This is a genomic window from Corynebacterium timonense (genome assembly GCF_900105305.1).
Classification (GTDB): Bacteria; Actinomycetota; Actinomycetes; order Mycobacteriales; family Mycobacteriaceae; genus Corynebacterium; species Corynebacterium timonense.
This window is the reverse complement of the sequence record NZ_LT629765.1, coordinates 333,511-347,283: the sequence shown is the minus strand read 5'-3', so window position 1 is coordinate 347,283 and position 13,773 is coordinate 333,511. Positions and strand designations below refer to the sequence as shown.

Below are 13,773 nucleotides of genomic sequence, written 5' to 3'. Positions count from 1 at the left end.
CGCCGCTACAGGCGCGACGCGAAGTTGGACAAGTAGTCAGCGTGGACCACGGCGCGGCGCTGGCTCACGTCGAGCTCCGAGGTCTGCTTTCCCAGCATGCGCTGGAGCTCGGTGGCGTCATAGGCCACCTCGCCGCGGCCGACCGCCTCCCCGTTGGGCCCGAGGATCTCGACGATGTCGCCGCGTTGGAAGTCGCCCTCGATCTCGGTGATGCCGACCGCGAGGAGCGACGTCCCCCCGCTGGTCACGGCGCGCACGGCGCCCGCGTCGAGGCGCAGCACGCCCTCCGCGTCGGCGGCGTAGAGCGCCCAGAACTTCCAGGCGGAGAGCTGCGACGAGGGCCGGGTGTGAAAGACGGTGCCCACCTCCGCGCTCGTCAGCGCCTCGGAGATCCGCTCGGCCGAGGTAAGCAGGACGGGCACTCCCCCGCGGGTGGCCAGGCGCGCGGCGGAGACCTTCGCCGCCATCCCGCCGGTGCCGAAGCGGCCGCCGTCGCCCGCGGCGATGTCCGCGAGGTCGTTGCCGGTGCGCACCTCGGGGATGAAGCGCGCGGAGGGGTCGGCGGGCGGGCGGTCGTAGAGGCCGTCGACGTCGGAAAGCAGCACGAGAGCGTCCGCGCCGACGAGGGTGGAGACGATCGCGGACAGACGGTCGTTGTCGCCGAAGCGCATCTCGGAGGTGGCCACCGTGTCGTTCTCGTTGACGATGGGCACGGTGCCCAGCTGGCGCAGCCGGTCGATAGTGCGCTGGGCGTTGCGCGCCCGCTCACGCCGGCCCGCGTCCGCCTGGGTGAGAAGCACCTGGCCGATGGTGCGGCCGTAGCGGGCGAAGGACGCCCCCCACGTCTGCGCCAGGTACACCTGCCCCACCGCGGCCGCCGCCTGCTTGGTAGCCAGGTCGCGGGGGCGCGCCTTGAGCCCGAGCGGGGCGACACCGGCGGCGATCGCGCCCGAGGAGACCACGATGACGTCGCTGCCCGCACCCATGCGCGCCTCGAGCGCGTCGACGATGCTGTCGATCTTCTCGCGGCTGACCGAGGAATCCGGGTTGACCAGGGAGGACGTTCCGATCTTGACCACCACTCGGCGGGCGGTGGCGATGTGCGAGCGAAGCGTCTCCTGGGTCATCTCCTGCGTCATGGGGTGTAAGTCTAGCCCGGAGCCCCGCCGAGCTTCCTCACACCGCTAGCCCTGCCAGCGCTCGCGGTCCGCTTCCTGGCCGTCGCCGTAGTCGTACTCGTCGATGAGGCCGCGGCGGGCCTGGGACGCGCGCTTGCGCTCCGCCGCGGAGGGCCGAGACGTGCCGCCCAGGCGCGCGTCTTGGCCGCGCCCGGCGAGCGTCGGGTCGCCGCCGATCGAGGGCTCCCAGTCGAAGGAGATCTCCCCGATGGTGACGGTGTCTCCCTCGTTCGCGCCCAGCTTGCGCAGCTGATATTCCACCCCGGCCTTGTTCAGGCGGTCGGACAGGTAGCCGACGGCCTCGTCGTTCTCGAAGTCGGTCTGACGGATCCAGCGCTCGACCTTCTCGCCGGTGACAAGCCACGCGCCCTCGAACTCCGGGTCGGGCGCGACCTCGACGCCGCCCGAGCGCCCGGCGTCCACGGCGCGCGGGCGGATGACCTGCGGCGCCGGCGCCACCTCGGAGCGCGGGCGCGCCCTCCGGGCGCGCCGCACGATCTCCCACAGGGCCCATTTCAGCTCGTTGAGCCCCTCGCGGGTGACGGTAGAGATGGTGTAGACGGGCCAGCCGTACTTTTCGGCGATGTCCTGCTCAAGGAAGTCCGCCAGCTCGCGCGCCTCGGGCACGTCCATCTTGTTGAGCACGATAATGCGGGGGCGCTCTCGCAGGTCACCCAGGCCGGTGTCCGCGTCGAGCGCGGCGGCGTACTCCCCCAGCTCGGCTTCCATGGCGTCGATGTCACTCAGCGGGTCGCGGCCCGGCTCCATGGTGGCCACGTCCACCACGTGGGCGAGCACGGAGGTGCGCTCGATGTGGCGTAAAAAGTCCAGGCCGAGGCCCTTGCCCTGGCTCGCGCCGGGGATGAGGCCCGGCACGTCGGCGATGGTGAAGGTGTCGTGCTCGACGTTGACCACGCCCAGGTTTGGCTGGAGTGTGGTGAAGGGGTAGTCAGCGATCTTCGGCTTCGCCGCCGAGAGCACCGAGATGAGCGAGGACTTGCCCGCCGACGGGAAGCCGACGAGGCCGACGTCCGCCATCGACTTCAGCTCGAGGATCAGGTCGTGCGCCTCGCCGGGCTCGCCCTTGAGGGCGAAGCCGGGGGCTTTGCGCTTCGCGGTGGCCAGCGCCGCGTTGCCTAGGCCGCCGAAGCCGCCCTCGGCGGCGACGAAGCGGGTGCCGGGCACGGTGAGGTCGGCGAGGATCTCCCCGTCCGCCGAGCGCACGACGGTGCCGACGGGCACCTGGAGGACGAGGTCGTCCCCGCGGGCGCCGTTGCGGTGGTCGCCCTCGCCGTTGTTGCCGCGCTTGGCTTTGAGGTGGGGGTGGAACTGGAAGTCGAGCAGCGTGTGCACCTGGGGCGAGACCTCGAAGACGATGTCGCCTCCGTGGCCGCCGTTGCCGCCGTCGGGCCCGCCGAGGGGCTTGAACTTTTCCCTGTGGACGGACACGCAGCCGTGCCCGCCGTCGCCGGCCTGCAGGTGCAGGACGGCGCGGTCGACGAATTGGGCCATGGTGCACGCCTTTCTCTTGCTTGTTCGTGGCCTCCCACCCTACCGGGGCGGGGCGGGAACATGACAAAGGCGCCGGGGACCTCCGTCGGTCCGCGGCGCCTGCGAGGCGGTGCGCTTAGGCAGTCGCCCCTTCGACAACACCGGCAGCCTCAGCGGCCTCGAGGACCTCGGAGGACACGCCCGCGCCGTCGGCGGGGACGATGTTGACGATGCGACGGTTGCGCTTGATGCCGAACTGGACGGAGCCTGCCGCGAGAGCGAACAGGGTGTCGTCGCCGCCGCGGCCGACGTTCTCGCCCGGGTGGAACTTGGTGCCGCGCTGGCGGACGAGGATCTCGCCGGCCTTGACCTGCTGGCCACCGAAGCGCTTCACGCCGAGGCGCTTGGACTCAGAGTCACGACCGTTGGAGGAGCTGGATGCGCCCTTCTTGTGTGCCATGTCTTTCTCTCCTTAGTGGGACGTCTTAGTTGATTCCGGTGATCTTGATGGTGGTCAGCGGCTGGCGGTGGCCCTGGCGAACCTTGTAGCCGGTCTTGTTCTTGTACTTGAGGATGTCGATCTTCTTGCCCTTGCCGTGCTCGACGATCTCAGCCTCAACGTTGACCTTGGACAGTGCATCCTGACCGGAGGTGACATCTGCGCCATCGACGAGAAGGATCGGGGTGAGCGCAACCTTCGCGCCAGCTTCACCCTCGAGCTTCTCGACCTTGACCAGGTCGCCCTCGGCAACCTTGTACTGCTTGCCGCCGGTCTTGACGATCGCGTACATAGAGGGTTACCCCTTATCTCTACTCGTACGCCTCCGGCATGCTACGGAAAGCGTGTGGAACAGTGTATTTCAAGCGTTCCGAGGCACCCTTCCGGCACCGTGCCCGCATGCGTGGGCAACGAGGCACCCTCACCTCGAAACAGCGACTGTCAAAGACTACTACGTCGCCGCCGTGAACTCCAAATAGCGCCTGCGGCTTTCGCTTTACGACGTCCGCTTCCGCGTCGCCCTCCTCCGGCCCCTGCCCCGGGGCCCCGACGAGCCGCCCGCGCGCTGCTGCTGCTTCTTCTTTGCCGCCCCACCGCCGGCCGGCGCCCCCTGGGACGCCGGCTCGCGTTCCTCGGGCTTCTCTTGCTTCTCCTGCTGGGCAGGCTGCTGCTCGGTGGCGGTGCTGCGCGAGCGGCGCACGGCGCGCCGCCGGCCGCGGCGCGGCGCCTCCGCGGAGCCGCGCGCGTGGGCGGGTGCGGCGTCCTTTCCGCTCGCCCCGCTGTCTGTGCCTTCTGCGCTGCCGCCGTCGCCCTCGAAGTCCTCGCGGCGCGGCGCATGGTCCGAGCGCGAGTTGCCGCGGGTGCTGCGCTTGCGGCGCGGGGAGGACTCGAACTCCTTCACCGCCTCCTCGTAGCTCTTGGCGGCGGGTTTCGTCGCGGGGGTCGCTGGCTTCTGGTCCGCCTGCTCGCCCTTCGTCGGCTGTTCGGCGTCCTCGCCGCGCCCGCGCCCGCGGCCGCGCGAGCCGCCCCGGCGCCCACGGCGCCGGCCCCGGGAGGGCGACTCTTCCTCGGCCTCGTCGTCCGATACGACCCCGCCAACGACGGAGTCGGCGAGCTTGCGCAGGGCGTCGTCGTCGACGGCGATGTCGCGACGCTCGCGCGCGTTGGTGCTCGCACCGTCGTTGTCGTTGTCGTTGGTGCCCTTCGGCTCTTCCTGCCCCGCGTGCGCCTTTTCTCGGACTTCCTCCGCCTGCTGCTCGTCGTCGACGGGGTCCTCGCTGAGCAGGATCCCGCGGCCGCCGCAGGTCTCGCACGGGGTGGAGAACGTCTCCAGCAGGCCGGTGCCCAGCCGCTTGCGGGTCATCTGCACGAGGCCGAGGGAGGTCACCTCGGAGACCTGGTGGCGGGTGCGGTCGCGGCCCAGCGCCTCTTTCAGGCGGCGCAGCACAAGCTCCTGGTTTTCGGGCAGGATCATGTCGATGAAGTCGACGATGATCATCCCGCCGAGGTCGCGCAGCCGCATCTGACGGACGATCTCCTCGGCGGCCTCGAGGTTGTTGCGGGTGACGGTCTCTTCGAGTGAGCCGCCGGAGCCGGTGAACTTGCCGGTGTTGACGTCGATGACGGTCATGGCCTCGGTCTTGTCAATCACAAGCGTGCCGCCCGAGGGCAGCCACACCGTGCGTGACAGGGCCTTCTGGATCTGCTCGTCGATGCGGTAGGTCTCGAAGGCGTCGGCGCCCCCGTGCTCGCTGCGGTCGTACTTGACCAGCCTGTCCTCCAGGTCGGCGGCGACGTTGCTGACGTAGGCGTGAACGACATTCCAGGGGCGCTTGCCGTCGACGACCAGCTCGGTGAAGTCATCGTTGAACAGGTCGCGGATGACCTTGACCAGAAGGTTCGGCTCCTCGTAGAGGGTGACCGGCTTAGCCCCCTTGGAGCTCTTTTCCTGCTCCGCCTTCTCCTGGATCGCCTCCCACTGCGCGTGCAAGCGGTTGACGTCGGCGGCGATCGCGTCTTCGGGGACGTTCTCGGCGGCGGTGCGGATGATCGCCCCGCCCTTGCCCGGCACAACACGGCCGAGGATTTCCTTGAGGCGCTTGCGCTCGGGCGCGGGCAGCTTGCGGGAAATGCCGGCGCTGCGCCCGCCCGGAACGTAGACGAGGTAGCGCCCGGCGAGGGAAATCTGGGTGCTCAGCCGCGCGCCCTTGTGCCCGACCGGGTCCTTGGTCACCTGGACCACGACCTGGTCGCCCGACTTCAGCGCCTGCTCGATGCGACGCGAGCGCCCGCCGAGGCCGGCGGCCTTCCAGTCCACCTCGCCAGCGTAGAGCACGCCGTTGCGCCCCTGCCCGATGTCGATGAAGGCTGCCTCCATGCTCGGCAGGACATTCTGCACACGCCCGAGATAAATGTTGCCGATCAGCGAGGCGTGCTGCTCGGAGGTGACAAAGTGCTCGACGAGCAGCCCGTCCTCGAGGACGCCGACCTGGGTGATGCGCCCGTGGCCGTCGTGGCGGTCGCGCTCACGCACGACCATCGTGCGGGTGACGGACTCGCGCCGCGCCAGGAACTCCGCCTGCGAGACGATGCGGCTGCGCTTGCGCCCCTCCTCGCGGCGCTCGGAGCGGCGGCGCCGCTGCGCCTCGAGGCGCGCCGAGCCCTTGATGCCGCGCGGCTCGTCGATCACCTCGATGTCGTCGGTGTCGTCGGTGTCCTCGCCCTGCGTGTCGACGCCCCCTCCCGCGTCGCCTCCTGGGAGCTGCCGTCCGCCGGGCGGCTCGCGCGCCGGCGCTCGGCGCGGGCCGGCGGCTTGAACAGCGGGGCGTGGGAGGAGGACCCGCGCGTCTGCGGCGCGGGCGTGACCTCGGGCTCAACGTTGGTGAGCGGCTCCTCGGTGGCGAGCGGTTCCTCGTTGGCCAGCTCGGCGTCGACCTTCTCCTCGATCTGGTTGATCTCGTTTTCGACGTCCTTGCGCACGCGGCGGCGGATCTTTTCGTCGCCGTCATCGGCGGGGGCGGCCGCGAGGGCGTCGAGAAGCTGCTCGGCTTCGGCCTTCGTCAGGGTGGATTGAGCGACTTTGACGAGGCCGAGCTCGTTGAGCGCGACGACGAGGTCTTTCGACGGCAGGCCGAGCTGCTTGGCCAGCTGGAACACGCGGGTCTTCTCGCCGAGCTGGGTGCGGTCGAAGTCACGCGCTGCGGCGGACCGATCCGGGCGTGAGTTGTCCTTGGATGCCACGAACATTCTCCTGTGTGATCGCCCGCGGGGGACAGGACCGGGCGCAGGCCGAGCGCCATGTGGCCGAGTGCGATGTGGCTCGGTGCCGTGTGGCCGTTCTCGCCGCCGCCGCGCGGTACCCGCCCGCCGCGGGAGCGTACATATGAAAGCTTGTGCGCGTCGCGGGGGTGCCCTCCGTGGGCGCCGACACGCGAAACGTGACTTTCATTGTGGCACAGCCTGTGCCGCTGCGCTTCTAGCGCGTGGCCTCAAGAGCCGCAACGAGCGCGGCGCGGGCGCAATCGTGGGAGTTTTCGTGCTGCGGGTCCGCCAAAGCGCCCGCCCCGATGAGGGCATGTGCGGCTCCGCGGGCAGTGAGGTTGGAGTAGCCGGAGCGTTCAAGGAGGGCGTCGATAAGCTCGAATGCTTGCGAAATCTGCTCGTTCACCCGGGCCCGGATGGGGTCCTCGAGCTCGCGCTTGGCGTCCACGATGGAGTACACGAGCCCGGGCACGCCCTCGGGGTGGCCGGCCGTGGCGATGGCGATGACGTCCTCGGCGACCTCCCGCTTGCTGCGCCCGCGTGTCGCCTGGGCAAGCACCGTCTCCGCGACGGCGCGACGGCGCATGTGGATCTCGCTGAAGCAGACATCGATGAGCTGTTCGCGGCTGGAGTAGTAGTAGCCAACGGATCCCACGGGGACGCCAGCTTCCGCCGCGACCTGCCGGTGCGTCACGCGACGCAGCCCCCCAGCCACCATCAGCGACGTGGCCGCGTCAAGGATGGCCTTGCGCTTACTCGTTGCACGCGCCTGTTCCGCACCACGGATCTCGTTGCTCACATCCAACCCCTTTCTTATGCGCTCAAACTTATACGTTTTGCGCACAATAGACGAATCGGAGTGAGCTACCACACCTACAAGGGGGTCGGCGTCGGGATGAGAGCGCTCGGGGTTACGAGACGAAGCCCGCGCCCACGCGCCACAGCTTGCTCACGGCGAGGCCCACCGGGGCCTCCGGGTGCTCGACGTCGGAGACGCGGTAGTACTCCATCGCCACCTCGTCCGGCCGGATCCGGGCGACGGAGTAGCCGTGCGCGTCGAGGTCCACGTGGTTGACCCAGGGGTTCTGCCCGCGCACGAAATCCTGCGCCAGGCGCGTGATCGGGCTGTGCTGCGGCGTGTACACGCGCACCGTCTCCGTCACCCACTCATCGACGTTGGGCGCGCTAATCGACGCCGTCACCAGCTCACACCCCAGCTCGCGCCCGTTGTGGACCACCGAGTTCGCCCACTCGGTGTGGATGTCGCCGGTGAGGAAGAGGACATGGGCGTCGTCGGCGGCGAGGACGTCGAAAAGCTGCGCCCGAGCGGAGGCGAAGCCGTCCCACTGGTCGGTGTTGACCGGCACCCCGGTGACCAGCGTGGAAAAGCGCCCCAGCATTTGGTTGGCAATGATGGCGTTCGAGCTCGTCTCCGGCATCCGGCCCAGCACCATCGGCGCGACCATGACCGAGTTGCCCATGACGTTCCACTTCGCCGTCGAGGTGCGCACCGCGGCGGTCAGCCACTCGAACTGCTCAGAGCCCAGCATCGTGCGCCCCTCCGCGTACGCGTCGACGCGTGACGGCGGCTCATCGCGGTAGGTGCGCAGGTCCATCATCGTCAGGTTGACCAGGTTGCCGAACTGCAGGCTGCGGTAGATGTGGCCCCCCTCCGAGGGCAGCGTCGCGCGCACCGGCAGCCACTCGAAGTAGGCGCGCTGGCCGGCGTCGCGGCGCGCGATGAAGCTCCCCTCCGCGCCCTCCGTGTGATTCTCGGCGCCCTCGCGCCACGAGTCGTTGGCGGTCTCGTGGTCGTCCCACACCACGATCCAGGGCGCCGCGGCGTGGGCGCGCTGCAGGTTCAGGTCCTGGCGGTAGCGGCCGTGACGGATGCGGTAATCCGCCAGAGTGATGGTCTCGTGCTCCGGGGAGTGCGGGCGCGCCACGCCGCTTTTGCCGGCGTACTCGCCGACGGGATACTCGTAGATGTAGTCGCCGAGGAAGACCACCGCGTCGAACTCGTCGCGCTCGCCGCGCTCGGCCATGTCCCGGTAGGCGGCGAAGTACCCCGACTCCCAGTTCGCGCACGAGGCCACAGCGAAGGAAAGCTGGTCCAGCTGCGCGTCGTAGGCGGGGGCCGTCTTCGTGCGACCCGTCGGCGAGTACACGCCGTTGAAGCTAAAGCGGTAGTAGTACACCGTCGCGGGCGCGAGGCCATGTGGGTCGACGTGGACGGTATGGTCCGAACCGGCCGACGCGACGACCTCGCCGGCGCGGACGATCTCCGTGAACTTCGGGGTCGTGGCTACCTCCCAGGCCACGCGCGCGTCCTCACCAACCCCCGACCCCGGCATCGCCTCGGGGCCCACGGTGACGCGGGTCCACAAAATGACGGATTCGGGGGTCGGGTCGCCCGAGGCGACGCCGTGCATGAAATGGGAGTACGGGGATTCGGGGGCGCCGGGCAGCGGGCGCGCCCCCGTAATCGGCGCAGACGACAAGGAGGACTGGGCTGCGGCGCTCGGGCCGACGGCCACACTGGCCGCGGCGACGCCAGAGCCGACGAGGAAATTGCGACGAGGAAGCGAGAACCGGGAAATATTGGAAGACGACACGAAACCTTATTCTTCGCGCTTCCCCGGCCGTCGCAACCGCTCCGCGCGCGGCGCCTCAAGTATTCACGCGAGTTTCACTCCGGGTTCATAGACGGCGCACGGCGGCGGTGCGGGGACCGCGCCGGTGCTACTTGTTCGGGAACCAGATGCCGATCTCGCGTTCGGCGGACTCGGGCGAGTCGGAGCCGTGGACGACGTTCTCGTTGACGGTCAGGGCGAAGTCGCCGCGGATCGTGCCCGGGGTGGCCTTCTCCACCGGGTGGGTGCCGCCGGCGAGCTGGCGCCACGCGGCGATGGCGGACTCGCCCTCGACGATGCCCGCGATGAGCGGCGCGGAGGTGATGAACTCGACGAGCTCACCGAAGAAGGGCTTGTCCTTGTGCTCGGCGTAGTGCGCCTCGGCGGTCTCGCGGTCCGCGGTGCGCAGGTCCAGCTCCACGAGGCGCAGGCCCTTGCGCTCGATGCGGGAGATGATCTCGCCGACGTGCCCGTTGGCCACGCCGTCCGGCTTGATGAGGATCAAAGTGCGTTCAGTCATGGTCGCCCATGGTACGTGACTGGCCCCGCCTTAGCCGACCGAGACACCGGGAGACACCGGGAGAAAATACGAGATGGCCACGCGCCCCCACCCTCGCGAGTAACGTGTGATACACACGTCACCCATATGCGACGCGCACCACACTTTTGTACTTTACCCGAAAGGACACCATGATCTATTCCAGCCCCTACCCCGGCCTGAACTACCCCAGCACCGACGTGTTCAGCCTGGCGTTCGGCGACCTTTCCGAGGCCGACGCCGCCCTGCCCGCCATCACAGAGTTGACCACCGGCGTCACCGCTACCTATGGGGAGCTCAAGGAGTACGCGGAGTCCATCGCCGGCGAGCTCGCCTCCCGCGGCATCGGCGCGGGCGATGTGGTCACGCTGCAGGTGCCCAACTCTATCAACTTCGTCGCTGGCCTCTTCGGCATCTGGCGCGCCGGCGCGACCGTCAACCCCGTCGGCATGCTCATGAACCAGGCGGACGTCGAGCACATCGTCGAGGCCTCCGACTCGAAGCTTTTCATCGGCCCGACCAACCTGGAGGACATCCCCCAGATCTTCTCCATGGAGCTCAACGCCATCCAGAAGCGGGCCCTCGCCGCCCCCGACATCACCGTCGACCCCGACGCGGTCGCCGCCGTGCCCTTTTCCTCCGGCACCACGGGCCTGCCCAAGGGCGTGCAGCTGACCCACCGGAACCTGACGTCGAACATGGTCCAGGTCGTCGACATGCTCGAGCGCTGCGGCATCGCCGAGAAAGCGCCGACGCTTTCCGTCCTGCCGTTTTCCCACATCTACGGCCTCACCGTGCTCATGCTCGCGCCACTGTGCCGCCGCCAGCACCTGTTCACCATGCCGAAGTTCGACCTCGAGCTCTTCCTGCGCGCCCACGGCGAGCATGACATCGAGCTCACCTTCATCGCCCCGCCCATGGCCATCGCCATGGCCAAGACCCCCTCCATCGACCCGGCCTGGTTCGCCGCCTCCAAGCTCATGGTCACGGCGGCCGCGCCTATCGACGCCCCCATCATGCGCGCCGTCGAAGACCGCCTGGGCACCAAGATGGTGCAGGGCTGGGGCATGACCGAAGCGTCCCCGCTGGTCACGCTCAACCTCCACGGGGATGCGGACCACTCGACCGTCGGCAAGCCTGTATCGGACACCGAGCTGCGCATCGTCAACATCGACACCCTCGAGGACGTCCCGGAGGGCGAGGAGGGCGAAGTGCTCGTCCGCGGCCCGCAGGTGATGAAGGGCTACCTCAACAACGAGGAGGCCACGGCGAAAACGCTCATCGAGGGCGGCTGGCTGCGCACCGGCGACATCGCGCGCGTCCTCGACGACGGCGGCCTGCGCATCATCGACCGCGCGAAGGAAGTAATCAAGTACAAGGGCTACCAGGTCGCCCCGGCGGAGCTCGAGGCGCTGCTGCTCACCCACCCCGACGTTGCCGACGTCGGCGTCGTGGGCAAAGAGCGCGACGGCTTGGAGATCCCCCGCGCCTTCGTGGTCAAGCGCGAGGGCGCCGAGGTCAGCGCCGAGGACCTCATCGACTGGGTCGCCGAGCGCGTCACCCCGTACAAGAAGGTCCGCGCGGTGGAGTTCTTGCCCGAGATTCCGAAGAACCCGACTGGCAAGATCCTGCGCCGCGAGCTGCGGGAGATCCCCTAGCACCCACCAAACGCTACGAATTCGTTGCGTTTAAATGGGGCTTGCGTCACAATAACTGTAGGAAACGGCTCATCTAACACCTTTGGAGGGACACCATGGCCGACACACCCGAGTTCAAGGAATTCCAGGGCATCCCGCTCGACCCCCGCACCGACTACTACGGCCTGTTCGCCGACGTCGACGGCGAGGACCTCGAGTGGTGGACGAAGGCCCGCGACTTCGCCGAGTGGATCCGCCCCCAGGTCAACGACGCGTGGGAGAAGGCCGAGTACAACCTGCCCGGCATCGAGGAGGCCGCGCGCCGCGGCCTCGTCCGCGACGGCATCGACATCGAGGGCGAGCCTGCGATGTCCATCCGCGCCAAGCGCCTCATCGGGCTCGAGCTGTCGCGCCTGGACGCCTCCACCGCCACCGCTCTCGGCGTGCAGGCCGGCCTGGCCATGCAGTCCATCGCCTCGCTCGGCTCCGAGGAGCAAAAGAAGGCGTACCTCAAGCCCATGTCCACCCTGGAGATCCGCGGCGCCTTCGCCCTCACCGAGCCGGACCACGGCTCCGACTCCATCGGGCTCGAAACCTCCGCCACCCGCGAAGGCGACGAGTGGGTCATCAACGGCGAGAAGAAATGGATCGGCCACGGCTCCGTCGGCCACATCGCCGTGGTCTACGCCCGCATGGACGACGGCAAGGTCGGCGCCTTCATCGTCGACCAAGACCAGGAGGGCTACTCCGCCGAGACGATCACCGGCAAGGCGGCGCTGCGCGGCATCCCGCAGGCGCACATCACCCTCACCAACGTCCGCGTCGGCGAGGACCGCCGCCTGCCGGGCTGCGCCTCCTTCCGCGACACCGCGAAGGTGCTCATGTCCACCCGCATCGGCGTCGCCTGGAGCGCCTTCGGCCTTGCCGCGGACTGCTACGAGAAGGCCCTGAAGTACGCCTCCGAGCGCGTCCAGTTCGGCCGACCGTTGATCAAGAACCAGATCATCCAGCAGCGCCTCGCCGACATGCTCATGGACGTCACCTCGGTGGGACTGTACTGCAAGCGCCTGCTCGAGCTGGAGGAGGCCGGAACCGTGACCGAGCAGCAGGCCGCCCTGGCCAAGGTCTTTTCCACCCGCGCCGCCCGCCGCGTCGCCGCCAACGCCCGCGACATGTTCGGCGGCGTGGGCATCCTGCTGGAAAACGACGTCATCCGCCACTTCGCCGACGCCGAGACCCTGCACACCTACGAGGGCACCGACACGATGCAGTCCCTCATCGTGGGCAAGTCCATCACCGGCGTCGGCGCCTTCACCAGCTAGTACCCCACCCCGAAAGGAACTCCATGACCGAGACCGCCTCGGACCTCCTCGCCCCCCGGACGGACTACTACCAGGTCTTCGCCGACGTTGACGGCGCTGACCTCGAGTGGTGGGCGCGGACCCGCGACTTCTGCGCATGGGCCCGCCCCCACATCAACGACGCCTGGGAGAAGGCGGAGTACAACATCGCGGCGGTCGAGGAAGCGGCCCGCCGCGGCCTCGTCCGCGACGGCATCGACATCGAGGGCGAGCCAGCGATGTCGATCCGCGCCAACCGCCTCATGGCCATGGAGTTCGCCCGCTGCGACGCCTCCACCGCCACCGCGGTCATCGTGCAGGCGGGCCTAGCCATGCAGTCGATCAACCTGTGCGGCTCCGAGGAGCAGAAGAAGGAGTTCCTCGGCCCCATGTCGCGCATGGAGATCCGCGGCGCCTTCGCCCTCACCGAACCGGACCATGGCTCCGACTCCATCGGGCTGGAAACCTCCGCTACCCGCGAGGGCGACGAGTGGGTCATCAACGGCGAGAAGAAATGGATCGGCCACGGCTCCGTCGGCCACATCGCGATCGTCTGGGCGCGCATGGACGACGGCGAGGTCGGCGGCTTCATCGTCGATCAGGACTCCCCCGGCTACGACGCCGAGACCATCACAGGCAAGGCCTCGCTGCGCGGCATCCCGCAGGCTCACATCAGGCTTCGCGACGTCCGCGTGCCCGACTCCCGCCGCCTGCCCGGCGCGAACTCCTTCCGCGACACCGCCCGCATCTTGGGCGGCACCCGCATCGGCGTTGCCTGGACCGCCCTGGGCATCGCCATCGACTGCTACGAAAAGGCCCTGGCGTACGCCTCCGAGCGCGTCCAGTTCGGCCGGCCCCTGATCAAGAACCAGATCATCCAGCAGCGCCTCGCCGACATGCTCATGGACGTCACCTCCGTGGCCCTGCACTGCAGGCGCCTGCTCGAGCTCGAGGAGTCCGGCGAGCTGTCCGAGAAGCAGGCGGCTTTGGCCAAGGTGTACTCCACCCGCGCCGCCCGCCGCGTCGCCGCCAACGCCCGCGACATGTTCGGCGGCGTGGGCATCCTGCTGGAAAACGACGTGATGCGCCACATGGTCGACCTTGAGTCCCTGCACACCTACGAAGGCACCGACACGATCCAGTCCCTCATCGTGGGCAAGACGATCACCGGGGTCAGCGCCTACCGCTAAAGGGGC

The 13,773-nt window shown here is 68.9% G+C and carries 12 protein-coding genes; 3 read left to right on the top strand and 9 right to left on the bottom strand.

Annotated features, from left to right (window positions below):
- Window positions 1-5 precede the first annotated feature (5 nt).
- The 9 genes from proB to ndk form a co-directional block, all read right to left on the bottom strand.
- The gene (proB, locus tag BLT81_RS01750) at window positions 6-1,139 is read right to left on the bottom strand and encodes a glutamate 5-kinase (RefSeq protein ID WP_019193283.1); all 1,134 of its coding nucleotides are present in this window, start codon (window positions 1,137-1,139) and stop codon (window positions 6-8) included.
- A gap of 45 nt (window positions 1,140-1,184) precedes the next feature.
- Complete coding sequence (obgE, locus tag BLT81_RS01745) at window positions 1,185-2,690, bottom strand: GTPase ObgE (protein ID WP_019193284.1); 1,506 nt, start codon at window positions 2,688-2,690, stop codon at window positions 1,185-1,187.
- A 115-nt stretch (window positions 2,691-2,805) separates the two neighbouring features.
- The gene (gene rpmA / locus BLT81_RS01740; protein WP_019193285.1) at window positions 2,806-3,129 is read right to left on the bottom strand and encodes a 50S ribosomal protein L27; all 324 of its coding nucleotides are present in this window, start codon (window positions 3,127-3,129) and stop codon (window positions 2,806-2,808) included.
- 25 nt (window positions 3,130-3,154) lie between these two features.
- Complete coding sequence (gene rplU / locus BLT81_RS01735; RefSeq protein WP_019193286.1) at window positions 3,155-3,460, bottom strand: 50S ribosomal protein L21; 306 nt, start codon at window positions 3,458-3,460, stop codon at window positions 3,155-3,157.
- A gap of 204 nt (window positions 3,461-3,664) precedes the next feature.
- The gene (locus BLT81_RS01730; RefSeq protein ID WP_331712316.1) at window positions 3,665-5,857 is read right to left on the bottom strand and encodes an Rne/Rng family ribonuclease; all 2,193 of its coding nucleotides are present in this window, start codon (window positions 5,855-5,857) and stop codon (window positions 3,665-3,667) included.
- The gene (locus BLT81_RS13465) at window positions 5,854-6,408 is read right to left on the bottom strand and encodes a translation initiation factor IF-2 N-terminal domain-containing protein (RefSeq protein WP_331712315.1); all 555 of its coding nucleotides are present in this window, start codon (window positions 6,406-6,408) and stop codon (window positions 5,854-5,856) included. Before BLT81_RS13465 ends, BLT81_RS01730 begins: the two co-directional genes overlap by 4 nt.
- Window positions 6,409-6,643: 235 nt before the next feature.
- The gene (locus tag BLT81_RS01720; protein WP_019193288.1) at window positions 6,644-7,228 is read right to left on the bottom strand and encodes a TetR/AcrR family transcriptional regulator; all 585 of its coding nucleotides are present in this window, start codon (window positions 7,226-7,228) and stop codon (window positions 6,644-6,646) included.
- Window positions 7,229-7,340: 112 nt separating this feature from the next.
- The gene (locus tag BLT81_RS01715; RefSeq protein WP_019193289.1) at window positions 7,341-9,044 is read right to left on the bottom strand and encodes an alkaline phosphatase D family protein; all 1,704 of its coding nucleotides are present in this window, start codon (window positions 9,042-9,044) and stop codon (window positions 7,341-7,343) included.
- Window positions 9,045-9,171: 127 nt separating this feature from the next.
- Window positions 9,172-9,582 (bottom strand): nucleoside-diphosphate kinase, encoded by a 411-nt coding sequence (gene ndk, locus BLT81_RS01710; protein WP_019193290.1) that lies wholly within the window; start codon window positions 9,580-9,582, stop codon window positions 9,172-9,174.
- A 170-nt stretch (window positions 9,583-9,752) separates the two neighbouring features.
- Here ndk and BLT81_RS01705 point away from each other — a divergent pair, with 170 nt between their 5' ends.
- From BLT81_RS01705 to BLT81_RS01695, 3 genes are all read left to right on the top strand, one after another.
- Window positions 9,753-11,258, top strand: coding sequence for an AMP-binding protein (locus BLT81_RS01705; RefSeq protein ID WP_019193291.1), 1,506 nt, complete (start codon window positions 9,753-9,755; stop codon window positions 11,256-11,258).
- A gap of 95 nt (window positions 11,259-11,353) precedes the next feature.
- Window positions 11,354-12,559, top strand: coding sequence for an acyl-CoA dehydrogenase family protein (locus tag BLT81_RS01700; RefSeq protein WP_019193292.1), 1,206 nt, complete (start codon window positions 11,354-11,356; stop codon window positions 12,557-12,559).
- 23 nt (window positions 12,560-12,582) lie between these two features.
- Window positions 12,583-13,767: an acyl-CoA dehydrogenase family protein gene (locus BLT81_RS01695; RefSeq protein WP_019193293.1), complete on the top strand. Its 1,185-nt coding sequence runs from the start codon at window positions 12,583-12,585 to the stop codon at window positions 13,765-13,767.
- The last annotated feature ends 6 nt before the right edge of the window (window positions 13,768-13,773 follow it).